This window comes from Desulfobacterales bacterium (genome assembly GCA_034520365.1).
Lineage (GTDB): Bacteria > Desulfobacterota > Desulfobacteria > Desulfobacterales > Desulfosalsimonadaceae > M55B175.
This window is the reverse complement of record JAXHNP010000006.1, coordinates 638,560-661,654: the sequence shown is the minus strand read 5'-3', so window position 1 is coordinate 661,654 and position 23,095 is coordinate 638,560. Positions and strand designations below refer to the sequence as shown.

The 23,095-nt window shown below is 42.4% G+C and carries 28 protein-coding genes and 1 pseudogene; 11 read left to right on the top strand and 18 right to left on the bottom strand.

Annotation, left to right across the window (positions count from 1 at the left end):
• Positions 1 to 155 precede the first annotated feature (155 nt).
• Complete coding sequence (locus U5L07_11010; GenBank protein ID MDZ7832271.1) at positions 156 to 428, bottom strand: hypothetical protein; 273 nt, start codon at positions 426 to 428, stop codon at positions 156 to 158.
• The gene (locus U5L07_11005; protein ID MDZ7832270.1) at positions 413 to 724 is read right to left on the bottom strand and encodes an AbrB/MazE/SpoVT family DNA-binding domain-containing protein; all 312 of its coding nucleotides are present in this window, start codon (positions 722 to 724) and stop codon (positions 413 to 415) included. Before U5L07_11005 ends, U5L07_11010 begins: the two co-directional genes overlap by 16 nt.
• Before the next feature lie 596 nt (positions 725 to 1,320).
• Here U5L07_11005 and U5L07_11000 point away from each other — a divergent pair.
• A complete protein-coding gene (locus tag U5L07_11000; protein ID MDZ7832269.1) occupies positions 1,321 to 1,527 on the top strand; it encodes a hypothetical protein in 207 nt (68 codons plus the stop codon).
• A 431-nt stretch (positions 1,528 to 1,958) separates the two neighbouring features.
• Here U5L07_11000 and U5L07_10995 read toward each other — a convergent pair whose 3' ends face one another.
• From U5L07_10995 to U5L07_10935, 13 genes and pseudogenes are all read right to left on the bottom strand, one after another.
• Entirely contained in the window at positions 1,959 to 2,228 is a 270-nt protein-coding gene (locus U5L07_10995) for a hypothetical protein (GenBank protein ID MDZ7832268.1), read from the bottom strand.
• Between the two features lie 96 nt (positions 2,229 to 2,324).
• Positions 2,325 to 2,552, bottom strand: coding sequence for a hypothetical protein (locus U5L07_10990; protein MDZ7832267.1), 228 nt, complete (start codon positions 2,550 to 2,552; stop codon positions 2,325 to 2,327).
• Positions 2,553 to 2,764: 212 nt separating this feature from the next.
• The gene (locus tag U5L07_10985) at positions 2,765 to 2,986 is read right to left on the bottom strand and encodes a hypothetical protein (GenBank protein ID MDZ7832266.1); all 222 of its coding nucleotides are present in this window, start codon (positions 2,984 to 2,986) and stop codon (positions 2,765 to 2,767) included.
• Positions 2,987 to 3,239: 253 nt separating this feature from the next.
• Positions 3,240 to 3,440: a hypothetical protein gene (locus U5L07_10980; protein ID MDZ7832265.1), complete on the bottom strand. Its 201-nt coding sequence runs from the start codon at positions 3,438 to 3,440 to the stop codon at positions 3,240 to 3,242.
• A gap of 496 nt (positions 3,441 to 3,936) precedes the next feature.
• Complete coding sequence (locus U5L07_10975; protein MDZ7832264.1) at positions 3,937 to 4,158, bottom strand: hypothetical protein; 222 nt, start codon at positions 4,156 to 4,158, stop codon at positions 3,937 to 3,939.
• Positions 4,159 to 4,543: 385 nt separating this feature from the next.
• Positions 4,544 to 4,696: pseudogene (locus U5L07_10970) on the bottom strand (hypothetical protein).
• Between the two features lie 64 nt (positions 4,697 to 4,760).
• Entirely contained in the window at positions 4,761 to 5,003 is a 243-nt protein-coding gene (locus tag U5L07_10965; GenBank protein MDZ7832263.1) for a hypothetical protein, read from the bottom strand.
• A gap of 339 nt (positions 5,004 to 5,342) precedes the next feature.
• Positions 5,343 to 5,813, bottom strand: a complete 471-nt coding sequence (locus U5L07_10960) for a type II toxin-antitoxin system VapC family toxin (GenBank protein ID MDZ7832262.1) — start codon at positions 5,811 to 5,813, stop codon at positions 5,343 to 5,345.
• A 294-nt stretch (positions 5,814 to 6,107) separates the two neighbouring features.
• Complete coding sequence (locus tag U5L07_10955; protein ID MDZ7832261.1) at positions 6,108 to 6,428, bottom strand: nucleotidyltransferase domain-containing protein; 321 nt, start codon at positions 6,426 to 6,428, stop codon at positions 6,108 to 6,110.
• 167 nt (positions 6,429 to 6,595) lie between these two features.
• A complete protein-coding gene (locus tag U5L07_10950) occupies positions 6,596 to 7,006 on the bottom strand; it encodes a putative toxin-antitoxin system toxin component, PIN family (protein MDZ7832260.1) in 411 nt (136 codons plus the stop codon).
• 8 nt (positions 7,007 to 7,014) lie between these two features.
• Positions 7,015 to 7,236 carry a ribbon-helix-helix protein, CopG family gene (locus tag U5L07_10945; protein MDZ7832259.1) on the bottom strand — a complete coding sequence of 74 codons (222 nt, stop codon included), beginning with the start codon at positions 7,234 to 7,236 and terminating at the stop codon, positions 7,015 to 7,017.
• A gap of 69 nt (positions 7,237 to 7,305) precedes the next feature.
• Positions 7,306 to 8,625 carry an ATP-binding protein gene (locus U5L07_10940; GenBank protein ID MDZ7832258.1) on the bottom strand — a complete coding sequence of 440 codons (1,320 nt, stop codon included), beginning with the start codon at positions 8,623 to 8,625 and terminating at the stop codon, positions 7,306 to 7,308.
• 123 nt (positions 8,626 to 8,748) lie between these two features.
• On the bottom strand, positions 8,749 to 9,432 hold the full coding sequence (locus tag U5L07_10935) for a DUF1566 domain-containing protein (GenBank protein MDZ7832257.1): 684 nt from the start codon (positions 9,430 to 9,432) through the stop codon (positions 8,749 to 8,751).
• Positions 9,433 to 9,653: 221 nt separating this feature from the next.
• Between U5L07_10935 and U5L07_10930 the strand changes: the two genes are divergently transcribed.
• Entirely contained in the window at positions 9,654 to 9,932 is a 279-nt protein-coding gene (locus U5L07_10930; protein ID MDZ7832256.1) for a DUF2442 domain-containing protein, read from the top strand.
• A gap of 312 nt (positions 9,933 to 10,244) precedes the next feature.
• Here U5L07_10930 and U5L07_10925 read toward each other — a convergent pair whose 3' ends face one another.
• Together U5L07_10925 and U5L07_10920 are read right to left on the bottom strand one after the other, a co-directional pair.
• Positions 10,245 to 10,547 carry an antitoxin gene (locus U5L07_10925; GenBank protein MDZ7832255.1) on the bottom strand — a complete coding sequence of 101 codons (303 nt, stop codon included), beginning with the start codon at positions 10,545 to 10,547 and terminating at the stop codon, positions 10,245 to 10,247.
• A complete protein-coding gene (locus tag U5L07_10920) occupies positions 10,544 to 10,819 on the bottom strand; it encodes a toxin (GenBank protein MDZ7832254.1) in 276 nt (91 codons plus the stop codon). Before U5L07_10920 ends, U5L07_10925 begins: the two co-directional genes overlap by 4 nt.
• Positions 10,820 to 11,417: 598 nt before the next feature.
• Here U5L07_10920 and U5L07_10915 point away from each other — a divergent pair.
• Together U5L07_10915 and U5L07_10910 are read left to right on the top strand one after the other, a co-directional pair.
• Positions 11,418 to 11,744: a hypothetical protein gene (locus U5L07_10915; protein MDZ7832253.1), complete on the top strand. Its 327-nt coding sequence runs from the start codon at positions 11,418 to 11,420 to the stop codon at positions 11,742 to 11,744.
• 247 nt (positions 11,745 to 11,991) lie between these two features.
• A complete protein-coding gene (locus tag U5L07_10910; GenBank protein ID MDZ7832252.1) occupies positions 11,992 to 12,204 on the top strand; it encodes a hypothetical protein in 213 nt (70 codons plus the stop codon).
• A gap of 90 nt (positions 12,205 to 12,294) precedes the next feature.
• Here U5L07_10910 and U5L07_10905 read toward each other — a convergent pair whose 3' ends face one another.
• A complete protein-coding gene (locus U5L07_10905) occupies positions 12,295 to 13,251 on the bottom strand; it encodes a tetratricopeptide repeat protein (GenBank protein ID MDZ7832251.1) in 957 nt (318 codons plus the stop codon).
• A gap of 355 nt (positions 13,252 to 13,606) precedes the next feature.
• Between U5L07_10905 and U5L07_10900 the strand changes: the two genes are divergently transcribed.
• The 7 genes from U5L07_10900 (at position 13,607) to U5L07_10870 (ending at position 23,090) form a co-directional block, all read left to right on the top strand.
• Positions 13,607 to 14,614 carry a GDP-mannose 4,6-dehydratase gene (locus tag U5L07_10900; GenBank protein ID MDZ7832250.1) on the top strand — a complete coding sequence of 336 codons (1,008 nt, stop codon included), beginning with the start codon at positions 13,607 to 13,609 and terminating at the stop codon, positions 14,612 to 14,614.
• Between the two features lie 571 nt (positions 14,615 to 15,185).
• Positions 15,186 to 17,258 (top strand): DegT/DnrJ/EryC1/StrS family aminotransferase, encoded by a 2,073-nt coding sequence (locus U5L07_10895; GenBank protein ID MDZ7832249.1) that lies wholly within the window; start codon positions 15,186 to 15,188, stop codon positions 17,256 to 17,258.
• A complete protein-coding gene (locus tag U5L07_10890) occupies positions 17,255 to 17,833 on the top strand; it encodes a class I SAM-dependent methyltransferase (protein MDZ7832248.1) in 579 nt (192 codons plus the stop codon). Before U5L07_10895 ends, U5L07_10890 begins: the two co-directional genes overlap by 4 nt.
• Positions 17,830 to 18,573 (top strand): acyltransferase, encoded by a 744-nt coding sequence (locus U5L07_10885; protein ID MDZ7832247.1) that lies wholly within the window; start codon positions 17,830 to 17,832, stop codon positions 18,571 to 18,573. Before U5L07_10890 ends, U5L07_10885 begins: the two co-directional genes overlap by 4 nt.
• A 48-nt stretch (positions 18,574 to 18,621) precedes the next feature.
• A complete protein-coding gene (locus U5L07_10880; GenBank protein ID MDZ7832246.1) occupies positions 18,622 to 20,478 on the top strand; it encodes a hypothetical protein in 1,857 nt (618 codons plus the stop codon).
• Positions 20,479 to 20,695: 217 nt separating this feature from the next.
• Positions 20,696 to 21,106: a GtrA family protein gene (locus U5L07_10875; GenBank protein ID MDZ7832245.1), complete on the top strand. Its 411-nt coding sequence runs from the start codon at positions 20,696 to 20,698 to the stop codon at positions 21,104 to 21,106.
• Positions 21,107 to 21,254: 148 nt separating this feature from the next.
• Positions 21,255 to 23,090, top strand: a complete 1,836-nt coding sequence (locus U5L07_10870; protein ID MDZ7832244.1) for a hypothetical protein — start codon at positions 21,255 to 21,257, stop codon at positions 23,088 to 23,090.
• Positions 23,091 to 23,095 lie beyond the last annotated feature (5 nt).

Here is a 23,095-nt window from a genome sequence, read left to right as displayed (position 1 = left end):
GCACCAAATAACAAATTTCAAATTACAAACAAGCACCAAATCGCAATGACCAAAATTTCAAACAAGGGCAAAGGCGGCCGAAGGGGGTTTTGTTTTGAAAATTGGTGCTTGGAATTTGGGTTTTGTTTGATATTTGAGTTTTGGGATTTGGGATTTTATTCACGCAAGAGAATGTCATGTGTGCTAATAGTGCGGAAAATAACTGTATTTCCCTCGAAATGGAATGTAAAGCGGTATTTCATGGTGACGGAGCCTTCCCATATGTCCTTGGTTCCCTGGATTTTTTTGGCCCGGAGCGACGGATGAGAGGTATCGTCAAGAAAAAGTCTCAATTTTTCATTAAAAGTCTGCTGAATATCTTTTGGAAGCCCTTGGTATTGTTTTTTAAAAGGCTTGCTGAAGCGGTAGGCGGTTACTCGTTTAACCATTCGATGCCTTTTTCCGCGGAGTGGAGGGTTGGCGAGGTCTCGTTATTTTGAACCGCTTGATCCGCGTCGGCTTCTAATGCCTGCCATTCCTTGCTCCAGTACCATGCCTGGCCGGGGTCAATCAGTTTTCGAGGTTTCAGAACCGCTTGTCCATTTTCTACATCAATTTCAATATAATCGCCGGGCATAATTTTAAGGGATTGCAAAATTTTTTTAGGGATTCGGATTTGACCCTGAGGGCTTATTTTCATGATCGTATTCATAGTATCTCCTGTTACAATTAAATTTTTAAACATATAATAAGAAATTTTTAGTTTTCCGTCAATATTCCAAATTTATCCCAAATTTGTCAAATTCCGGATATCAAGCATCAAACTCCAAACAAATTTCAAGTCTCAAGCACCAGAAAACAAACAAATTTCAAATAATAAATCCCAAATATCAGACAAAACCAGTTAGTATCGGATTTTTTGGGCCATTCCGAGCGACAGCGGCATTCCGCTATTGTCATTCCGGGGGGCGCCAGCGACGAGGAATCTTAAAGATTTCTCGCTGCCGCTCGAAATGACAGAGGCGGAAGGTTGGCGAAATGACAGGGGCGGAAGTTTTGCGAAATGGCAGGGGCGGAAAGCTGCCGCTCGATAAATGACAGCTTCGTTTGTATAGGGTTTGTTTGGAATTTTTGTCATTGAGATTTAGTGCTTGTTTGTAATTTGTGATTTGAGATTTGTGATTTAACAGGTGGTGGGCCGGGAAAGCCGGGGAGAAGGCCGGGAAAGCCCTTGACGGTTGAGGTGGACTGCAATAAATTGTAAATAAATATAGGAGGGTATGGGTGGAATGATAGAGTTTCTATGCCCGGCTTTACAGACAGTTATAGTTGGAGGTCATTATGACAGTAATTTTAAATCCCCAATATGTAGTGGACAATAAAAAAAATCCCAGAGGCGTTCTTTTGAGTATTGAGGAGTGGGAGCAGGTTGTCGACGAGCTTGAAGAGCTTGAAGACATACGCGCCTATGATGCGGCCAAAGCAGGTCCTCAGGATTCGTTGCCCTTTGAACAGGCTGTCAGGGAAATCTATGGTGTCAAACCTTGAATTGTGAATTAAAAACGAAAAGTTCAGGGTTTACGGTTCACGGTTCACAGTTAAGGGCCAAACAGAAAGAAGCACCAAAAAAACAAGCACCAAATCGCAAATTACAAATTACAAACAAGCATTAAATTTCAAATTTCAAACATTAATCAAATAATAATGACCAACCCCGATGTTTTGCACTTAAAACCATTTAAACCGTCTCCAATAACTCAAAATATTGATCCCTGCTCATCCCCACAGTTCGCATATTGTTTTTAATGATATCGACAGCAATTTCATCATATTCCGGAATTACAACTGCCTTACAACTGCCCTTTTTGCCGTTGGATAGGTAAGAATGTGGTGCGATCCCTTTTTTCGCTTATAGAGACACCCGAAGTTTTGAAATATTTTTAGCTGAACCTGCCAGTTCGTTGGATATAGTTTTGGCATCAGTTAACCTGAACATCCATTTTTTCGAAACCAATCATTTCCGGCTGCGATATGACTGCGCCTTCAATGAACTCATAACCACACTCCTCAAGGTAGTCTTCTAATGTCCCCATTTTCGACATTTCCTCAAACTGAATCTCAATTACTTCCATAAGGTTTTTTTGGGCTTCTGCCCTTGTTTTCCCTTGTGCAATAAAGTCCAATTCCGGGCAGCTGGCCAAAAACCAGGAGCCTTTTTTCCAAATCTGGATTGAAAATTTAAGCTGCATATGGTGTCAAACCTTGAATTGTGAATTAAGGGGTTCAGGGTTCACGTTCCAAAAGACTCAGTGCCCCTGGCTTTGAAAAAGGCTTGCAAAAAAATTCTATTCCGCAAGCGGATTTTTTACTTGCATGCCGCATTTCTCGGCAACCATGCATAATGTTTCATCAGCACAAACAAAAAACCAATCTTTATCAGACAATAATTGAAAGGCGCCCAGATGTAATGCATCTAAAGATCTTAGGCCATAATGCCGGCCATATTTAGTCATTAAACGCTCTGCCTCATTTAATACAACAGAACTCATGCTTTCAGTATTGAAGGTCTTCATCTGCTCCTCAAAGTCATTGAGTACGTTGTTGAAATTATCCTCAGTAATTTCCTTTTGCCGGTATCGTCGGCACATTGCACTGTAAAATTAAACCCTTACCAATTCCAGGATCCATATTTCATTTTCTTGGTCGGTAACAATTGATTCTACAATATGGGTTCCGCTTTCTTCATGAAAAAGTTTTACCAACGCCGAAGTGTCCAGAAAATATTTCACAATCTTTCCTCACGGCCCTTGATAACATCATCCGTTAAAGAACCGCGACATTTCGCCAAAATTTTACGGGATCGCAAATAAGGCTTACGCGCTTGCCGCGCATGTACCGCCATATTTTGGTTCTGTTTTTTTATAATTTGTATGAAATCATACACTTTTGACAGATGATGGGGCGGCAGCTCATTGAGCTCTTTAATCGTTTCCTCTTTCAATTTCATAAATCCCCCTGTATATGGTGTGTATATGGTGTCAAACCTTGAATTGTGAATTAAAAACGAAAAGTTTACGGTTCACAGTTCACGGTTCACGGTTAAGGGTTCACGGTTAAGGGTTCAGGGTTCAGGGCCAAACAATTACGCACCCGAAAGAAAAAGCACCAAAATGATTAAGCACCAGATCTCAAATTACAAATTAGAAACAAGCACCAAATCGCAAATTACAAATTTCAAACATTAATCAAATTTCAATGATTTATTCCATAGCCTCGGCAATCTTTATATCGCCTTTAAGAAGTTCGTTCACTACTGAGGATCGGTCAAGACCCTTCTTCGAAGCGATTTTGTCGACAAAGGCTGAAACCTCATCATCAAGATAAATGGGGATGTTCACCTTCATATCCGGATGATGAAACTTGCCTCTTTCTCCTTTTGAAAAATCATACTCTTTTCTCATGTCTGTCAAAACCTCAAGCCTTCATTTACGGCAGTTTTATACAAGGGGGATTCTGACATCGGCCCTTTTTCCAGCTCATCTCTACTAAACACCACTGTTGAAATAAGGCAATTATGCTGAAGGTTTAGCTCAAATGTGACATCATCAATAAAAGCTTGAATGTCCTGATCATAGGTGTCAACTATAATCATTACATCAATATCTGAATCGGGAGATGAATTTTGCCTTGCTTTGGATCCAAAGATCCATAAATCAACATTACTGATCCTTTTTTTAGGATCTGTCTAAGTTCTTCCAATGCTTTCTTTTCATTCGGCTTCCAATTCATTTTTAGCATATGGTGTCAAACCTTGAATTGTGAATTAAGGGGTCTGAGTTCACGTTTTAAAAGACTCAGTGCCCCTGGCTTTGAAATCGGTAACAATTGATTCTACAATATGGGTTCCGCTTTCTTCATGAAAAAGTTTTACCAAAGCCGAAGTGTCCAGAAAATATTTCACAATCTTTCCTCACGGCCCTTGATAACATCATCCGTTAAAGAACCGCGACATTTCGCCAAAATTTTACGGGATCGCAAATAAGGCTTACGCGCTTGCCGCGCATGTACCGCCATATTTTGGTTCTGTTTTTTTATAATTTGTATGAAATCATACACTTTTGACAGATGATGGGGCGGCAGCTCATTGAGCTCTTTAATCGTTTCCTCTTTCAATTTCATAAATCCCCCATATGGTGTCACATATGGTGTCAAACCTTGAATTGTGAATTAAGGGGTTCAGGGTTCAGGGTTCAGGGTTCACGGTTCACGGTTCACGGTTCACGGTTAAGGGTTCACGGTTCACGGTTAAGGGCCAAACAGAAAGAAGCACCAAAAAGAAAAAGCACCAAATCGCAATGACCAAAATTTCAAACAAACGGCGGCCTGAGATCAGCGCACTTGTCTTTTCGAGCGGGAGAGAGAAATCTTTTGCATGAAAGATCCCTCGTCGCTGGCGCTCCTCGGGATGACAGGGTGGCGCTGGCGCTCCTCGGGATGACAGGGGCGGAGGGGCGCTTCCAAAAATGATAAAGGGAGTCCACCTGGCATAAGAAATGACTCCATATTATATCCTTTTCCACTCTTCTTTGCTGATACCCGCCTGGCGTAAAACCCGCGAAAGAAGATCCCTGCCAATGTCTCCTGAATGCGGATTGAGGATACGTATCGTGATATCTTCTTTGATCATGAATTGATGCTTATCGCCTGAATACGGCCCTTCAAACCCGAACGCTTAAGGGATCGAACGAAATCCTTTCTCTTGATTGGCCCAAAGGGAGGCATCAGGCGACTTCCTGAATGGTAAGCTCTATACCGTCTATTACCGGAAGCGAAAGATTTCTATGAACTCTGAATAAAACCCATTCCTCAAGAACTGTGCGCAATTCCTCACGGCAATCCTCTAGTGTTGATGCATTCGCATAGACGCCCTTGCATTCCGGAATCTCCCCGTAATAACTCTTGTCGTCAGGCAATATTTCGTATTTTGCATGGCGAAGTGCCGCCTGAATATATTCAAGTAACATATTATCAACTCCTTATACCTTCAACATAGCATATGATGTCAAACCTTGAATTGTGAATTAAGGGGATAATTCACAATTCAAGGTTTGACACCATACCCATTGACACCATACCCAGCTCACCTGCCGCGGTTTAGCGGAGCGGAACCACGGTCAGGGTCAGCAGGTGAAGCCAATTGTTCGGCACTCCTTCTTTTTTCATGGCAAACCAGCCGTGACCCCAACGAGGCTTGTCGTTTCCGAATATCGTCAAAAATGGCTTCAACTTCGAAATTATGCTTTCTCGACAACCGTTCCCGGATCTCTCTTACTTCATTTACAATAGGGTCGTTATACATTTGCTTATCCTCCCATCAATTCTTCCGGTGTGCATATTACAGGCATATTGAAACCTTTCTTATTGCAGATCACCGACACCTTCCGAATAAGCTGGGCATTCGCTAAATGTCTGCAATTCCATGTAAGAAGATAATCCATTTCATTCACAGCGGCAATCGCAATGTGAGCGGCATCGCCGACGGCTTTTTCCGGAATCACTCCGGCAGCTATGATTTCGCGCGTCAAATGTTCAGCCTCAACCGTTGCTTCCAGAACCCGGAAATTTATGACTTCATGCAATCTTTTCTTCGCCACTTGGGGATCACCGGCCTGGATCTCATCAATGACGACTTGAGAAATGAAGCATTCAAATTCTTGACGCCGATTCTCCCACCATTCGTTTGTGACTTGCTGGTGTGCGGCAATGAGAATATCACGGCTTGGCCGTGAAACCAAATAGCTGATTATCGTAGTCTCAATATAAACTGATTCCATGATATCTTCTCAATATGCTGCACCTAAGAATGCATTTGTGGCATTTGGTGCATTTGGTGTCAAACCTTGAATTGTGAATTAAAAACGAAAAGTTCAGGGTTTACGGTTCACAGTTCACGGTTCACAGTTCAGGGTTCAGGGTTCAGGGTTCAGGATTAAAAAGCCATTCATTCCAAGGTTTTTTGTAAATGTTTCTGGACACATTCAACAAATTCCTTAGCTTGTGTTGCAGCTATTTCGCTCTGCTCTTGAGTAGGCTCAAACATATTGCCATAATCAGCATCCTGGCGCAGATCAAAAAGACGGTGCAGCCACTCCTTCGGATCTTATTGATTTAATAAGGGGGCTGGTTGATATCGCGCCATTTTCGTACTCATGCTCAGAGATCACTATTGTAGAAATTAAAATATCACAATCAAACCCTACATCCCAAGCCAAATCGCTGATTACAAAACGATCTTCAGGTTTAAACGCTTTCAGGACAACACACACATCAAGGTCCGATTCTTTTCCCGCTGTTCCCCTTGGATATGACCCAAAACCCATAATACGGGCTTCGGGATATACGGCTCTTACTTTGGCAGCAAACTTTTTGAGTATTTCTAAATAATTCATAATATTTTTACAAATGGTTCATGGTTCACGGTTCAGGGAGAAGCATCAAATCTCAATGCCCAAAATTCCAAATAGAATGGCACGCCGGCGGTGGTGGTTTTGTTGGCATATTGGATAGGCTTGAGGCTTGAGATTGATTTAAAAATGCCTTAATCACTCTGCCTTAATCACTCTATTGATCTACGAGCATATGGACGTATCACTTCCTCCCAAAATTTTCTGGGAGACATGATTCGCATGGACTGAATTTTTTCCAAATTGAGCAATTCCCGGTCACCGGTTACAAAAAGTTCTGCTTTTGCGTTTAGGGCAGTGGAAAGGATAAGGATATCGTCTTTATCATTTATATTGATATCTGCCAACGCAGTATTTTCAGATACCATCGCATCCTGGGTAACCAGAGAAATATAATCGGATGTGACCTGAGGGGAAATCCCGATTTTATTTTGAAGGACATCCTTTAATTCATCGAGCAGGGGCAAAGAGACAACGAGCTGATGGGCGGCCAGGATTGATCTAAACACATCAGCACACAGACCGCGGGTGGCCACAGCGCTTACAAGGACATTGGTATCCACAAATACCTTCATGAGGTTGTTGAGAATACATCCTCATCGGTAAAATAGCCGCGGGCTTCTGCTTCCGGCAGGACCCTTCTCCTGATTTCCTCAAAGCTTTCCAGACGCAGCTGCCGCTTGATGGCCTCCCGCGCAATCGTACTTCTACTTTTCCCTGATCGCTGGCTGACCTTGGATAGCAGGCAGGCCAAGTCCTGGTCCAATCTGATGGTAATGCTTGACGTTTTCATGTCTTACATTGTAATTCATATTTAAACAGAGTCAAGGAAAACGTATGGTGTCAAACCTTGAATTGTGAATTAAGGGGATAATTCACAATTCAAGGTTTGACACCATGCTCGAAAAGGAAGCATGGTTACGTGCAATCCGTTCCATTCGAACTGGTCCTCATCTTCCGCTGTAATAACGACGCCTTTGTCAAGGCCGAAGCGGGTGCAGGCCTCAGCCAATCCTTTGAGCTCCCGATTTTTTGTTTCTTTGCGGCCGGGATCATAACAAACCTGGATAGCGCCGGTTACCCGCCCCCTGTCCAAGAGCAGAAAATCGCATTCACTGGCATCACTTCGATAATAAAAAAGCGCCTGCCCGCTCCGTCTTAATTCCAGAAATACGGCGTTTTCCAGGGACTTGCCCAAATCTTCCGAAAACCGGTATTCAATGGCATCGCAAAGGCCGGTATCAATGGCATACACTTTTTTTTCGCCCATCTCCCGGGCGATCAGGGATGTATCATACCGGTACAGGATAATGCTCAGATACACGCTGGCGGCGTGTTCCAAAAACTCATAAAGGGTGTTTTTCCCCACTTTTATGCCGGCTGACTTAAGCTCATTGTATATCTTGTGAACAGATATCTGACCCGTCGTGGAAGCCACCAGCCGCTTTAAAAAATACTTCAGCGCGGTTATATTTTGAATCCCATAGCGCTCCGCAAGGTCCCGGTACACCAGCACGTTAAAATATTCCTGAAGCATCGGAATTCGATGTTTTTCGTCCACAAAAAGGGTTTCCGGGAATCCGCCGTGCCGCAGATAGGCGTATTGGGCATTTGCGATGAAAGCCAGTTGCCGTGAGGAATAAAGATCCACCTCAATTCTTTTGAAACGGAGGTATTCGGCAAATGAAAGCGGAAAAACCTCCAGCGGCAATGTGCGGCCGCGAAGACTGGTGGCGATCTCAGAGCTTAGCAGCCGGGAATTGGAGCCGGTGACAAAAATATTGCGGGTGACCGTATCGTAACATCTGCGGATAAATCGTTCCCATTTTTCTGCATACTTTTCTGCATTCTGAATCTCGTCAAAAAACAGGTAACAGTCTTTCAGCACCTGCTCCGGGTAAAGCTCACGGTAGGCGGCCAGGATCAGATCAAGCTCGTCAGCGGACAGCTCCAGCCGCTCGTCTTCAAAATTAAGATAGAGGATTCGGGTTTTGTCAATTTGATCGGCGAGCTGGTTTATCGTATCAAACAGAATAGAGGTCTTTCCGCTGCGCCGGACCCCCATAATGGTAATGATCTTTCCGGTATTTAGCGGGACGCTGATATCCCTTGCCAATACATTGAATTTGTCCTGGAGATGAAAATCCCGAATAATTTGCTTTAGCTGTTCTTTCTTTATCATAAAGAAAATTATACGGATTTTTTTCTTTAAAGCAATACAAAAATGGTGTCAAACCTTGAATTGTGAATTAAGGGGATAATTCACAATTCAAGGTTTGACACCATGCGCTTCTGCACCCTTCTTTTACGGCCCCGAGCGCACCGGGTGCACATAATATTCGCCGGCCTGATAATAGACACCCACATAGCCGCGGTAGAAATTGACCAGCCAGGCGCCGGCCGCACTGCCGATATCCACCGTGGAAGACCAATAAAGGGAGGATTGCTTATTGTCAAACGGATGGCCGGGCGGCATCGCCGGGTTGAACTGGGAAAAATCCACCAGGCTGTAAAGCTCGCGGATATTGGGCAGCCGCCAGTCGCCGGGAGAGGATGCGTCCCGAAGGCCGGCCCGACCGTTTGACAGGTTGTTGCAGAAGGTTAGCGCTTGAGACCAGGTTTTTTTGCCGCAGGGGTTGGCATCCTTTAACCAGACCAGGCCGGTGAGGTTATCGGTGACCGTGCCGTTGCCGTTATCTGCAAATCGCGGTTCCGGCCAGGGCACCCCTTTTTGCAGGTCTCCGTCATCGCCGCGGGCCGAGGATTCGGACTGGCCGGTTTTAGGCGCCGGGGCCTTTGACTTTATGTATTCGCCCAGGGATTCGAGTTTTTTGTAAATCTGCTTCAGGGAATAGGATTCAATCTGTCCGGAATCCTGAGCATGCGCCGGTGAAAAATCGAAAGCCAATGTAGCGCCGGTTAAAATTAAAATACATAAGAAAAAAATCATGATTACTTGACTGGATCTCTTTTTAACCAGTGGCTTCATTCTTTTGGTCTCCTTCATGATGGGTTCATTTGCAAATCGATTGGTCATTTTTTAAACCTGTGTTGGCGGGATTGAACAATATTCAAAAAACAAAAATATCGTTAATTTTTACCTGCTGCGCGGATAATTGTCAAGGAGGGAGTGGGTGTCAAACCTTGAATTGTGAATTAAGGAGATAATTCACAATTCAAGGTTTGACACCTAATAACTGGAGGCATGGTATGCCCACCACTGATATTAAACCCGGTGAACGGGTTAAAAACGTATATTTCAATGAAGACACATTAAGTGTGGATTTAATTGATGGACGAACAATTACAGTTCCATTGGCGTGGTATCCCCGCCTCCTTCACGCTAAACCAGAACAACGCCGCAATTGGCGGATCTGCGGTGCAGGATACGGTATTCACTGGCCGGATATTGACGAAGATCTTAGCACGGAAGGATTGCTGAGAGGAGCGCCAGCCCCTGGCCAGGATACAGTTTCTAAAACAGCATGAACTTGAAAATCGCTCAATTATTGCGCCATTATCCTCATAGTAGAAGGGCATTCTCATCCATGTTTTCCTGACGGCAGGCGGTGGCCGCCCCTCCACCCTATTTCCTTTTCCCTCTGGAAGAAGGTCAGGATGAGGGTAAAAACTCCTCAAGCTCCCTTTCTCCCTCTGGGAGAAAGCCGGAATAAGGATAAAACTCCTCAAGTTCCCCTTCTCCCTCTGGGAGAAGGCCGGGATGAGGGCAAAAACGGCGGCCAAATCAACTTAAATTGCCACCATTCCCCCAAAACTTGTCCGCCGCCAATAATTCACAATTCAAGGTTTGACACCATTGTTCCCATTGTTCTTTAAGTATTTATGCACAATGCTGGATATCAGTGTCTGATAGGGGATCCCCTCTTCAATGGCTTTCACCTGGATTTGATGATAATCCTTTTCAGTAAGCCGCAGGTTGATGCGCTTGTTTTTTCTCAAAGTGCCCCGGGCAGCCGCCATAGCCTTCTCTTGTTCCTGTTCAAGATCATTAACAGTTTCCCAATCCTCGTTTTCCAGGGATTCCATTAATTCATTTTCTTCCTGATCAATCGGCTCAAACGATTTCCTGCTAAACCGTCTCATGACTCCCCTCCTTTAAGACCATAACGCCTAGTATATTTACGGCTCGGAAAGGCCGTTTTCAGAAAAATTCCATTACTTGTCTCAACAAAAGGAACAATTACGGCATAATCATCAATTTCCAGAATGTATATCTTTTGATTCGGCCGTACCGGATGCTGCTCAATGCCGATAATGCACCCCATATCAATTTTGTAGGCAATTTCTTCAAAAGAAATGCCGCGCTCCTGCTTTAAGATTTCGTTTTTTTCAGGACTCCAGCTTAAAAAGGGCATATACTAAAAATATGCTATTGACTGCCCTTTGTCAACAGCACCCTCACCCCCAACCTTATACCTAAGGATCAATTCGTTATTTGAAATATATACAATAAAATAAAAAACTTAAATAAATTTCCGGTAAAGCGATCGATTTTTGTGTATATTGTTGCCGAATTGCAAGGATCAAGGTGAAATCCATCGGAATAAAGTCAATTGCAAGATCTTGGGATTAGCCCGCTATCGGTGCGGAAAAGCGAAAATTTATTTGAGCTTTGGGTTTTGGGTCATTGAGGTTCCTTTGTTTTTTGGAATTTGCAATTTGGGCCTTTTTATTTTCTGCTGCTTGTTTGGAATTTGATACTTGATATTTGGTGCTTTTTATTTTTAGAGCCTCGACCCAACCCTGAACCCTGAACCCTGAACTGTGAACCGTGAACTCTGACCTTTTTAATTCACAATTCAAGGTGACACCATTGCCAAAAATCTGCGTTGAACCAGTAAGCACAAACTGATATATTTAATAGTATGATAACCAATGCATAGATTTCCAACGGGAGTCAACAATTCTCGAATTAACAAAAGAAATGATTGCTCAATCCAGAGTAATTGCCCGATGATTGTCAAATTAAAAGAAAAAAACACCAATTATCCTGACCTTACGCCGGATCAATCCTATTTTGTAATAGGTATTGAAGCGAATGATTATCGAATTTTAAATGATCATGGAAAACCTTACCTTTACCCATCAGACCTCTTCACTGTTGTAGATTCACGGGAGCCTGCGGATTGGATAACCGGGTACGGGGAAGGTGGTGAGCGCTATTCGTATTTCCCCGAACTGAATGAAGTCGGTTTTTTTGAGGATTATTTTGACGGTGAAAAAACTATAATTTCAAAATTTTGGCGCAACGTGAATCAGAAACTCTCGAATGCGGCATAACCGCCTGCTGCTAAACCTTATGGGAATGTGAAAATTTTTAAATATTTGATCAATATTGAGAACCTCACCAGGCAACTGGAGCCAATAATCCGGCGCATCATCCGTGAGGAGCTGACCAACCTTCTAAAAGACGTTCCCGGGTTATTTTATCTTAACCCCGAAATGCCGCTTTACAAAGACATGGAAGAATTGGGGCAAAAAAAAAGCGACGGTCGGATCAAACTTCATTCGCATAATGAGGTCTGGGGTGAATGATTACAAAGCGGCATATGAAGACTTGTTTGTCCACAATCTGCGCCGTTATGCTTCCATCCGCAAAGCCATTAAACGCCGGACCGAAAAAGTTCTTGAGGATCCGTATACATTTGGGCCTTTTTATTTTTTGTTGCTTGTTTGGAATTTGATACTTGATATTTGGTGCTTTTTATTTTTAGAGCCTCGACCCAACCCTGAACCGTGAACCGTGAACTGTGAACTTTGAACCCTGAACTGTGAACCGTGAACCGTGAACCCTAAACTCTTTAATTCACAATTCAAGGTTTGACACCAACTAATATACCCTTGAGAACACTTCTCTCAGCGATTTCACAAGCTCCGCCGGATTGCTTTCCAGCTCTTCCATGTAACTCTCGTAAGTGACCATCCGGCATCGCTTAAATGTATAGGAACCCGGCTTGTCTTCATTGCTGACCGTGGCAAAAAGCAATACGACATCCCTGCCTTTTTCATCTTGCTTCTCCATCTTTTGCTCACAGCGGTACGGCAATACGGCTCCCTGGCTGCCTATTTTGACTGGCTCCATAGGCTGCAAATTATAAAGGTAAATATCCTTTTCTGCCAGTTGCTTGAGGGCCGCGTCTTTTACTTTTTCAGGCAGGTAATCCCGGACTTCTGAACTATCGCTCCCGCTTTGAGCAGGGCTGCCGGCTGATGCTATTTGTCCCATTTTGTTCGTATCTGGCCCATTTTTAGCCATCTTACCGGGCTTTTGCTTTCCGGAAATGAAATTTTTACAGGTTTCAATGTTTTTCCGAAGTTTTTGAACCTTTAAGTTATCCCCGGAAAAATTGGCCTCAGCAATCGCCAGCGATTTTTCAAAGGTCGAAAGCGCTTTTTCATAATTTTTCTGATCAAAGTAAACCCCGCCGAGATTATTCAATACTTGAGAGACAAATATATTTTCTTCGCCACCTTTTTCCTGAACAATACGAAGGATTCGTTGATAAGTTTGAACGGCTTTAGAATAATCTTTCCGGGCATGATATACAGCGCCCAACCCCTGCAGTGGCTTTACAGTCATCGGATGGTCCGGTCCGAATTCCTGCTCTGCCATTTCCACCGCCTCTTTGAAGACATTTTGGGCCTTCCCGAACTCATCCTGTTTCAAGTGGCCAATCGCCTTCTTAACAAGGTCATCAATTTTTTCATCAGGGCCTTTACTACAGCCGGCCACAAAAAAAGCTGCCACCAAAATAATTAAAATTAACCTTAAATGCTGCCTTAACACCAGTTCTCCTCCTGTGCGGTTATTCAGATTTAATTTTTTTTAGAAACCATAGAAACCGGCTTTTTAAATAACAGCGTCCCGTTATCGCATCAAGGTTTTTTTAACGGATTGACATCACTTCGCGGCAAATGTATAAGATATTGATTCGCTGAATTGAATGCGTCCTGTTTTTCTATGTAATGAAAATGAAAAATTAAGATAATGCTCAATGCGGCTTTGTGACAATTTGTGATTATTCCTGCCCTTAAACATAGCAGTCTATATGATTTTATAACTTCCCGGCCATTAAAATTCTCTAAATATAGTAAGCTAAAAGCTTTTTTAACCTTGAGGTCGCTGCAAGCTGGTAAAACAAATGAAAAGATCTTCACAACTATCAGACCATTTTAAAGATAAAAACGTATTAATTACCGGCGGCATGGGGTTTGTGGGGAGCAACCTGGCGATCAAACTTGTTGATATCGGTGCAAACGTGTTGATTGCAGACGCCATGATTGATGAATACGGCGGCAATTTATTTAATATAGATCCCATAAGAGATCGGGTTAAGATCAATTTTTGCGATATTCGCGATGAAAATTCAATGAATTATCTCGTGCGCGATCAGGATTACATTTTTTTATGCGCCGCCCAGGTTAATCATATCAAAAGTCTTTCAAATCCGTTTCCCGATGTTGACATCAATATCCGCGGAACCACCGTCATCATGGAAGCATTGCGCAACTCAAATAATAAAGCTGTTGTTGTTAAATTGGGTTCAAGGGGCCAATACGGCAGCGTCTTAAACTTACCGGCAGCTGAGGAGCTAAAACCCGAACCGCGGGGTATGTATGAGATCTCGCTGCTTTCTTCAGAATACATCATCAAGGCATATGCCCGGATTTATGGCATCCAACCGGTGCTTTTAAGATTGACCAACATTTATGGGCCACGGTCACAAATGAAGCACAGCCGATATGGTGTTGCCAACTGGTTTGTGCGGCTGGCCATTGATGGTGAAGTCATACCCATCTATGGAGACGGCTCAATTATTCGGGATTTTTTATATGTGGACGACTGTGTCGAAGCGATTCTTTTGGCGGCGTGCAGCCCCCAGGCCTATGGCCAGGTTTTAAATGTCGGTCATGATAAGCCATCCTCTTTCCTTGAACTGGCAAAAACGATTATCAAAGTTCTTGGAAACGGGGAATGGCAATTAACACCGTTCTCAGAAGAACGAAAAGCCCAGGAACCAGGGGATTTCTATTCGGATATAACCAAAATTAAAGATTTGACTGGCTGGGAGCCCGCCACCTCATTACAGGAAGGAATCTCCCAAACACTTGAATTCTACCAACAATACAAAAATCATTACTGGGAATGAGCCAACCTTACACTAACTATTTTGTGCACGATAAAGGAATCTGTGAAAGCCACACTGTTGGGGCGGGAACAAAAATCTGGGCCTTTGCCCACGTCCTGCCCGGGGCCAAAATCGGCTGTGATGCCAATATCTGTGACCATACATTCATTGAAAACGAGGTAGTCATCGGCGACCGGGTAACGGTTAAAAATTTTGTGGCCATATGGGACGGGACCCATATCGGAGATGATGTTTTTATCGGGCCTGGAGTTGTTTTCACCAATGATAAATATCCCAGAAGTAAAAGGCACCTGCCGGCATATCCACAAACAACCATTCACAAAGGTGCATCCATCGGCGCCGGCGCAATTATATTACCGGGCATCTGTATTGGTATGTATGCAATGGTGGCTGCCGGGGCATTGGTTTCCAAAGACGTCGGGCCATTTTCTCTGGTCGCCGGCTCTCCGGCCGTTTTCGTGGACAAAGTTTGTAGGTGCGGCGCGCGATTGCAGAAAACTGATACAGGTTTGCGATGTTCATGGGGGGACTGGAAAGGATCTGACCCCTCCCCTGAGATGAGGTGTAGTAAATGTCAGACGGAAAAATGAAACTGGGAATTATTATCCCGGTTTATGGCAATGAAAAAAGCTTAATAACCCTCTATCAAAGAATAAATGATGCGCTCCGTAATTCTGATGTTGTATTGACGATTTATTTCGTAAACGACAGATCCCCGGACAATAGCCAAAAAGTATTGGAAGATCTGGCCGCACAGGATACCCGTGTCAATGTGGTCTTACTTTCTAAAAATCACGGCTCTTTTGTGGCCATTTATGCGGGCCTAAATTACGCACGTGACAATGACGCGGTTATCATGCTGGCTGCAGATTTGCAGGACCCCCCTGAAGTAATCCCCGAAATGATCAAAAAATGGCGTGAGGGCTATCCTGTTGTTTTATGTGTCCGCCGCAATCGCTCAGATTCCTTTGGCACAAAAATTTTTTCAACCTTTTTTAATCGTCTTTACCGCAAATTTATCATGCCGGACATGCCGGCCGGCGGTTTTGATTTTTGCTTGATTGATCAACGCGTCGCCGATGTAATAATAAAATCGGCTGAAAAAAATACCAGCCTGGTAGGGCTTATTATCTGGTCCGGGTTTGAACGGGCATACATTCCCTATGACAGGGCGGAAAGAGTGCATGGAAAAAGCATGTGGTCTTTCCGAAAAAAAGTGCGCTACGCGATAAACAGCGTCATCTCTTTTTCCTCGCTGCCCCTTAAATGGTTTAGTTTTTTAGGGATATTTTTATCTATCATATGCTTTTTAGGAATAATCATTACGTTATACAATTATTTTAGCGGCCGGATTCCGGTTTCCGGCTGGACCTCTTTAATCCTTGTTATCCTCTTTTTAGGCTCATTTCAATTTCTGGCGTTTGGAATATTAGGTGAGTATTTCTGGAATAATCTGGAGCAAAGCCGTAACCGCCCACTTTTCATTGTTGATAAAAAAATAGATGGCAATTCCCTGCCCGCGACTGATAGCGCCCCCCGTGAATCGAATCAAATGGTGCCATTTTTTGACATCAAAACGGTTTCATCGCCGGTGGCGCAATCCTTGAAGGAAAGCGCCGGGCGGGTAATTGAGGGGCCCCAAATTATTTTAGGGTCTGCCGTTGCAAAATTTGAAAACGAACTGGCAAATTATACCGGCTTGAAACATGCCGTCGGCGTCGGCAACGGCACGGATGCCCTAACGCTGGCGCTATGGGCAGCAGGGATCAACCCCGGCGACCGTGTTATTACCACATCGCTTTCAGCCCCCGCAACCGCGGTTGCAATTCTACGCGCCGGCGCAACACCTTTTTTTGTGGATGTTGATGAAACCTATCTGACAATCTCTCCCGAACAAATTGAAAAGGCCGCAACACAAGGGGCTAAAGCCATCATTCCCGTTCACCTTTATGGCAATCCATGCCCTATGGACGTGATTACCGAAATTGCAGAAAAATATAATCTGGCTGTAATAGAAGACTGTGCCCAGTCATTTGGCACAACCATAAACGGCGCCCATTGCGGCAGTTATTCTATTGCTGCGGCATTCAGTTTTTACCCGACCAAAAATCTCGGCGCATATGGTGATGGCGGGGCTGTTATGACGAATGACACCAGCATTTTCGAAGATTTAAAATTAATGCGTTTTTACGGGCAGGACGCAAGCGGGCAATGCGTTCGGCAGGGCATTAATTCACGTTTGGATGAAATCCAGGCGGCCCTTTTATCCGAAAGGCTGAAGATTATTGAAAGGCAGAATAATCAAAGGGTCAAAATAATGAAAACCTTTGACCAAGCCCTGCCTTTTTTAAATCCGGTTCCTGCACTAAATGGGCGAATACCACACCTTTATGTGGTAAGGCCTTCTGACAGGGAAAGTTTCAGGAAATTTCTCCTGGATAATCAAATTCAAACAGGTGTCCATTATCCGATCGCACTGCCCAATCACAGTTACATCAAAAAACACAGCATTGCCGAACAATTTTCAGCTGCTGAAAATGCCTGCCAACAGGTGGTCAGTTTGCCATGTTTGCCAGGCATGTCAGATGCACATGTGGAAAAAATTATAGACGTCTGCCGCAAATGGGAAAGCCAGGCATCATGAAACCGCTTTCCGCTCAAACATTCGACCTCGTCGCAAAAATTTTTTATAATGAAAAATTTTTGAACCGTATTCAACAAGCGATAAATCCGATGAAAGGCCATAGGTTGCTTGATGCCGCCTGCGGCACCGGTATTTTAAAACCCTGCTGCAGCCCTGCCTGGTATGTGGGTATAGATATAGACACCAAAAGAGTGATAGAAGCCAGAAATCAATATAAAACAGTTGATTTTACCTCCTCCGATGCCGCAAAACTGGCTTTTAAAGAGAATTCTTTTGATATGATACTGGCTTCAGGGCTTTTTCATCATGTAAATGATCAGACGGCATATAATATTCTCGCAGAGTTTAACCGGGTATTATCGGCCGATGGCAAAATTATTGTCATAGAAGCGATTTGGCCGCAGCACTGGTATAATATTTTCGGTGCCTTGGGCAGGAAACTGGACCAGGGCAATTTTGTGCGCTATTCATGGGAGTATGAGTCGCTGTTCAAACAGTGCTTTAATGTGGATAAAAAATATCTTTTCACCAATTACTGCCTGGAATATCTCCTGGCAATTTTAGTAAAAGTATGATCGATAATGACCGTCTGAAAAACTACATGGAAGCCCCCTCTATGGGGCTGGGGTGGACATACATTCATACCCGCGCCTCGAGTCTGCACCGCTATTTCCTTGAGCGGGGCATCCATCTGATTTTTTCAAGAATTCCCGGGCCATTGGGAATTGTGCTTCGTGCTGTTGCATATAAGCCGTTTTTCCAAAGACACTCAAATACGGCTTTTCTCGAGTCATCAACAGACCTTTTTTATATGGACGCAATTAAATATGAAAAAGGTGTTTATATTGATAAATTCTGTAGAATTCACGCATCCGCTGCCAGCATTGAGTTGGGTAAAAACAACAGGATCATGAAAGGCGCTTATTTATGTTCATACGTTTCCAACGCCAGAATCGGCGAAGGTATTATAACAGGTTCGGATTGCTGGATTGGAATCAACGCTGTACTCGCATCCGGCCAGGGGGGGATATTTATCGGCAACAATGTCCTGATCGGCCCCAATGCAGCTATTGTCACCGGCAATCATGATTTTAAGCGGACGGATGTGCCAACTACAGAGCAAAACTATTACGGCAAACCCATATATATTAATGATAATGTGTGGATAGGCGCTAATTCTACGGTCTTGGGGGGTGTCTCCGTGGGCGAGCATTCAGTAATTGCCGCGGGGTCTGTGGTGACAGATGATGTTCCTGCATATACCGTCGCCGGAGGGGTCCCCGCCCGCCCGCTCAGTGAAATAAAACGAAAATGAACACTAAAATTTAACAAATATTTATCAAGACATTAAAAGTTTTAACCCGTGGAAATAAAAAAAATATTTAACAATCAGCTGTTTTTTTTCAGCTTGGGTTTGATAATTTTTATTATTGCTGCAGTGTTTGGATGGATAAAGCTCCAATATGGGTTTACATTCATGGATGAAGGTTACCATATGACCCAAAGCTGGAGAGTAGCAGCGGGCGACCATTTCCTTGATAATACTGTTTATGGGGCATTACAACTTTATTTTGTTATCAATTCGCTAATATTTCATGTTTTTCCAGATATTACTTTACTAGGCTTCAGGCATGTACAATTTATTTTAACAATCGTCTCACTTGGTCTCATGAGTTTTGCTATATATAAAGCTGAAAAAAATTACTGGTACTTGCCGGTCATTTTTTCAATATTTGCTTTTACTGGACTTGACCCGATAGGTGCAACATCAAATCTTAATTATTATACTTATCCTCATTTCTTTGTTACATTGCACATCGCTTTTTTTCTGTTAGGCCTTTACCAACAAGACATTTATATTAGAAGAAGCCTCTTTATAATCGCCGGCCTGTGTCTTTGGGGAATCAGCTTCAGCATGCTACATCTAAGTATTATTGCAATTTCTCCTTTTATCCTCTTTTTTTTATTACGTTGGGCGCAAATAAAAGAACTGGAATTATCGATAAAGGATATCGGCTTTATCCTTTCGCCATTTATTCTTTGTTGGTTCATATTTCTCGCTTATTATAATATTTCATTTATAAAAGCTGTGACGAGAGGACTTGATTATATTTCATCGATTTCAGCATATTCCTCAAAAGATCTTGTCTCATTTAGAACGTCAGTATTATTATATGCTGTTATCAGTACATTTTGGCTTGTCGCAATCGCTGCTTTGCTTAATTTTCGATTTCTTAAACTAAAATTACTTGTGCCAGCCTTTACCGCAATTTCAATATTAAATTTTTACTTAATTGACACATCTTTTTTGCATCTCATTCAACCATACTGGAATGATTGGTATAGCCGACAGATGTGGTTTGCTGCCATGATCATCTTATTCCATCTTATCTATTGGCCCTATATATTTTTGAAATTATTAACTATTAAGCAAAAAATTCAAAAAAGAGATAAGATCACACTCATAATAATGACGCCATCTACTATCCTACTAATTGCCATGTCATTATTTTCGGGTTTCGGGGCTCTTCGAGCCCTCCATTGCGCTATACCGTCAATTGCCGCCATCGCAATTATGATAATTTATAGCAAGAACGTCGTATCACGAACTTACCTTACCAAAACAATTATTTTAGCAATGATTCTCTTGCCGTATTATTCGACAACAGCGTGGTCGGACTGGAATTTTACCTACTGCGACGTCAAACCGAAAGATGCAAATATAAAAATTTCCCAGGGCTTTTGTAAAGGAATACATACGAATAAAGTTTATAAACAACTCTATGACTGGATAAAAATAAATACAAATAAGTATTCATCCGATAATGATTTTATAATATCCTATATTCTAACCCCTATGGTCCACATGATCGCCAAAAGAAGACCTTCCCTTGATGACTCCTTTCTCTCGCCACCTACTGATTGTAATCAAAAATATTATCGACAATGGATTTTTAAAATGATTGAAAAAAATCGTCAGCCGGCAATAATTTTTGTATTTGAAAACTCACCGGCTTTAAATATAGGCCGTAAAGGACCATTTAATACCTTTAAACATGATTTAAAAGGCGAAAGCTATAGTTTTTTTGGGCCTTGGTATGATATAAAAAATTCGCATGAACCTTTAGCAAACTATATAAGAGAACATATGAAGCTGGTCCAAATATTTACCTATTCCAAAAATATTGTTCGCTGCTTTGTGGACAAATCAAAATTGTAATAAAGTTGTTAATGAATTCTGATAAATTCAATGGGATTGTTCAATGGAGCAGGCAATGACACCAAGTGAATCCAAACAAATCTTTAATGATGACCTGAGAAATTCAATTATTAGACTAAATACCATCCCCGCCTTACACTTAGCACAGAGCAATCTGTAGAAGGGAATTCAAATTTTATGGGGTGCTCAATTGCTAATGCTGAAAGGGAAATCCAAAATGAAGCTGCCTAAAGAATTGATCCGTTATGGAATAGTCGGCACCACCACCAATGTTTCCGGCTACTTAATTTTTGTTTTTTTTACAACCGTGCTTAATCTTAGCCCTGTACTGACGGTTAGTATTTTTTACCCTTTTTTCCTCATACTAGCATTTTATTTCAATAAGAATTGGTCTTTTCGCCACAAGGGTGATATTTCAAAATCAGTGGTCAAATATCTCATTGCATATCTAGGCTGTTATATTTTGAACGTCGGAGCTCTGAAGCTTTTTTATGAATATCTTGGCTATTCTCATCTGATTGTGCAGGCTGTTGCTATTTGTGTACTCGCTCTAATACTTTTCATGACGCAAAAATACTGGGTTTTTAACATGCAGGGGCTTTCGATTTCCCGCGAGCAGCCTTCATAAAATGATGTCCTCTGCGTGTCACCCCTTGCATAAAAACATAAAAGAATGACAACTACAAATTTTCGGCATCCCTGCAGCTATATCTGATTACCGAGAGGCATCAAATTCAGAATTTTTGCAAACAAGTCAAAATTTTAATAAGGTCTCTATGAACTCAGATAATCTTCAAAAGGTTTTGTTTGTCGTCGGCATTATAATCTTCATCCTCATTGCCTGGTTCGGATGGGTCAAACTTCATTATGGGTTTAATTTTATTGATGAAGGCTACCACATGACGGAGAGCTGGCGCTTGACTCAAGGGGACAAGGTGCTGGATAATAAGGAAATTGGCCCCTTAATGCCCTACACGCTTCTAAACAGTTTTATTTTTAAAATGAATCTCGATATAACACTTCTGGACTTTCGAAAAATACAATATATGCTTGCGCTCTGTTCTCTGGTCATTTTCAGCTGCTGCCTGTATGCCGCCACCAAAACCTATTGGTATCTTCCCTATATCTTTTCTGTTTTTGCGTTTACCGGGCTGGATCCAACCGGAATGATTTCGAATTTAAATTATTATACATACCCCCATTTTTTTCTAACCCTCTATCTTTCATTTTTTATCTTCGGTCTATATTACAAACAGCCTTGGGGCAAAAAAATATGTTTCATTTTGTCAGGTTTTTTCATGTGGGCAATCAGCTTCAGTTTGCTTTATCTGGCTCCTGTTGTTCTTTCTCCCATCCTTTTATATGTCGCCTGCCGGATTCTGCCCATCCGTTCTTTATCATTTCCATTTAAGGATTTACTGCTTGTTTTAATGCCGTTTATTGCCTGTTGGCTATTATATATTGGCATTTTTGAACAGTCTTTCATCCCTGCCATTTTTGATTCTGTGTCTTATGTACTGGTCACAAAGGGGTACTCAAAAGATAGCCTTTTATCGTCTTTGGCCGGAACTGCCGGTTATATCGGAATCGGTGCAATAATCTTTTTGTTGTATTATTTTTTTTCAAAACAGTTGAAAGGGCTATTTTGGGTGGTAGCAGTTGGCGGGGTAGCAATTTTAGCATACTTTATTATTGAATCATCGTTTTTTGGTTTGATCAGCCCCTATTACAATGGATGGTTCGGCCGGCCCATGTGGTTCTCGGCGCTAATTATTGCTTTCCTGCTCTTTTTCTGGGGTCATATGGCGCAAAAAGCATTCCGCAAAAAGCGCTATGCCGAAATTGAAGAATTTGCCTTTGTATTGCTGATAACCGTCACCATCAAATCCATATGCACTGTTTTTTTCTCGGGCTTAAAAGCGTTGACCGTTTTGCACAGCGCCATTCCAGCTACAGCCGCTCTTGGAATTTTGCTGATGCACAACATGGATGACAGAAACAAATCACTGTTAACCAAACTTACAGTTCTTCTCTTGGTATTGGCACCTTTTTATTATACCACGGCCTGGGCGGACTGGAAATTTACATATTTTGACGTCACTCCCCAGCAGGCGGACGCTGTCATTAAAAAAGGGTTTGGCAAGGATATACGAACCAACCAAACTTATAATGAAATCTATCAATGGATCGAAAAAGCGGCAGACAAATACAGCGATAAAGACGACTTTATGATCTCTTACGTGATTTCGCCCATGACTTATATGATCGCCAAACGAAGACCCGCTTTAAACGATACATTCACTGATTTCTCGTCAAGAGAAAATACTGTCTATGAACGATCTGTTGAGTTGATGAAAGAGAAGAATAGGCATCCGGCCATTGCATTTGTCTTTCAACGCATGCCTGCGATATGGCCGGTTTCATTGGAGAAGGGGACTTTCGAAACCCCAACCAAACAATTTATCTTCAAATGGTCAAAGGATCCGATCAGTACTTACATAAAAAATCATATGGTGCTGGCAGAACAATTTTACATTTCAAGGGAGAATGAACATGCCGTGCGATGTTTTGTTGATCCGCGCTTTGGGAATTTAAAATCAAATAACAAATAGAAACA

Excerpts from the sequence above, each read along its gene's own strand:
- U5L07_11010 (MDZ7832271.1), bottom strand. The coding sequence starts at position 428 with ATGGTTAAACGAGTAACCGCCTACCGCTTCAGCAAGCCTTTTAAAAAA.
- U5L07_11005 (MDZ7832270.1), bottom strand. The coding sequence starts at position 724 with ATGTTTAAAAATTTAATTGTAACAGGAGATACTATGAATACGATCATG.
- U5L07_11000 (MDZ7832269.1), top strand. The coding sequence starts at position 1,321 with ATGACAGTAATTTTAAATCCCCAATATGTAGTGGACAATAAAAAAAAT.
- U5L07_10995 (MDZ7832268.1), bottom strand. The coding sequence starts at position 2,228 with ATGCAGCTTAAATTTTCAATCCAGATTTGGAAAAAAGGCTCCTGGTTT.
- U5L07_10990 (MDZ7832267.1), bottom strand. The coding sequence starts at position 2,552 with ATGAAGACCTTCAATACTGAAAGCATGAGTTCTGTTGTATTAAATGAG.
- U5L07_10985 (MDZ7832266.1), bottom strand. The coding sequence starts at position 2,986 with ATGAAATTGAAAGAGGAAACGATTAAAGAGCTCAATGAGCTGCCGCCC.
- U5L07_10980 (MDZ7832265.1), bottom strand. The coding sequence starts at position 3,440 with ATGAGAAAAGAGTATGATTTTTCAAAAGGAGAAAGAGGCAAGTTTCAT.
- U5L07_10975 (MDZ7832264.1), bottom strand. The coding sequence starts at position 4,158 with ATGAAATTGAAAGAGGAAACGATTAAAGAGCTCAATGAGCTGCCGCCC.
- U5L07_10965 (MDZ7832263.1), bottom strand. The coding sequence starts at position 5,003 with ATGTTACTTGAATATATTCAGGCGGCACTTCGCCATGCAAAATACGAA.
- U5L07_10960 (MDZ7832262.1), bottom strand. The coding sequence starts at position 5,813 with ATGGAATCAGTTTATATTGAGACTACGATAATCAGCTATTTGGTTTCA.
- U5L07_10955 (MDZ7832261.1), bottom strand. The coding sequence starts at position 6,428 with ATGAATTATTTAGAAATACTCAAAAAGTTTGCTGCCAAAGTAAGAGCC.
- U5L07_10945 (MDZ7832259.1), bottom strand. The coding sequence starts at position 7,236 with ATGAAAACGTCAAGCATTACCATCAGATTGGACCAGGACTTGGCCTGC.
- U5L07_10940 (MDZ7832258.1), bottom strand. The coding sequence starts at position 8,625 with ATGATAAAGAAAGAACAGCTAAAGCAAATTATTCGGGATTTTCATCTC.
- U5L07_10935 (MDZ7832257.1), bottom strand. The coding sequence starts at position 9,432 with ATGAAGCCACTGGTTAAAAAGAGATCCAGTCAAGTAATCATGATTTTT.
- U5L07_10930 (MDZ7832256.1), top strand. The coding sequence starts at position 9,654 with ATGCCCACCACTGATATTAAACCCGGTGAACGGGTTAAAAACGTATAT.
- U5L07_10925 (MDZ7832255.1), bottom strand. The coding sequence starts at position 10,547 with ATGAGACGGTTTAGCAGGAAATCGTTTGAGCCGATTGATCAGGAAGAA.
- U5L07_10920 (MDZ7832254.1), bottom strand. The coding sequence starts at position 10,819 with ATGCCCTTTTTAAGCTGGAGTCCTGAAAAAAACGAAATCTTAAAGCAG.
- U5L07_10915 (MDZ7832253.1), top strand. The coding sequence starts at position 11,418 with ATGATTGTCAAATTAAAAGAAAAAAACACCAATTATCCTGACCTTACG.
- U5L07_10900 (MDZ7832250.1), top strand. The coding sequence starts at position 13,607 with ATGAAAAGATCTTCACAACTATCAGACCATTTTAAAGATAAAAACGTA.
- U5L07_10895 (MDZ7832249.1), top strand. The coding sequence starts at position 15,186 with ATGTCAGACGGAAAAATGAAACTGGGAATTATTATCCCGGTTTATGGC.
- U5L07_10890 (MDZ7832248.1), top strand. The coding sequence starts at position 17,255 with ATGAAACCGCTTTCCGCTCAAACATTCGACCTCGTCGCAAAAATTTTT.
- U5L07_10885 (MDZ7832247.1), top strand. The coding sequence starts at position 17,830 with ATGATCGATAATGACCGTCTGAAAAACTACATGGAAGCCCCCTCTATG.
- U5L07_10875 (MDZ7832245.1), top strand. The coding sequence starts at position 20,696 with ATGAAGCTGCCTAAAGAATTGATCCGTTATGGAATAGTCGGCACCACC.
- U5L07_10870 (MDZ7832244.1), top strand. The coding sequence starts at position 21,255 with ATGAACTCAGATAATCTTCAAAAGGTTTTGTTTGTCGTCGGCATTATA.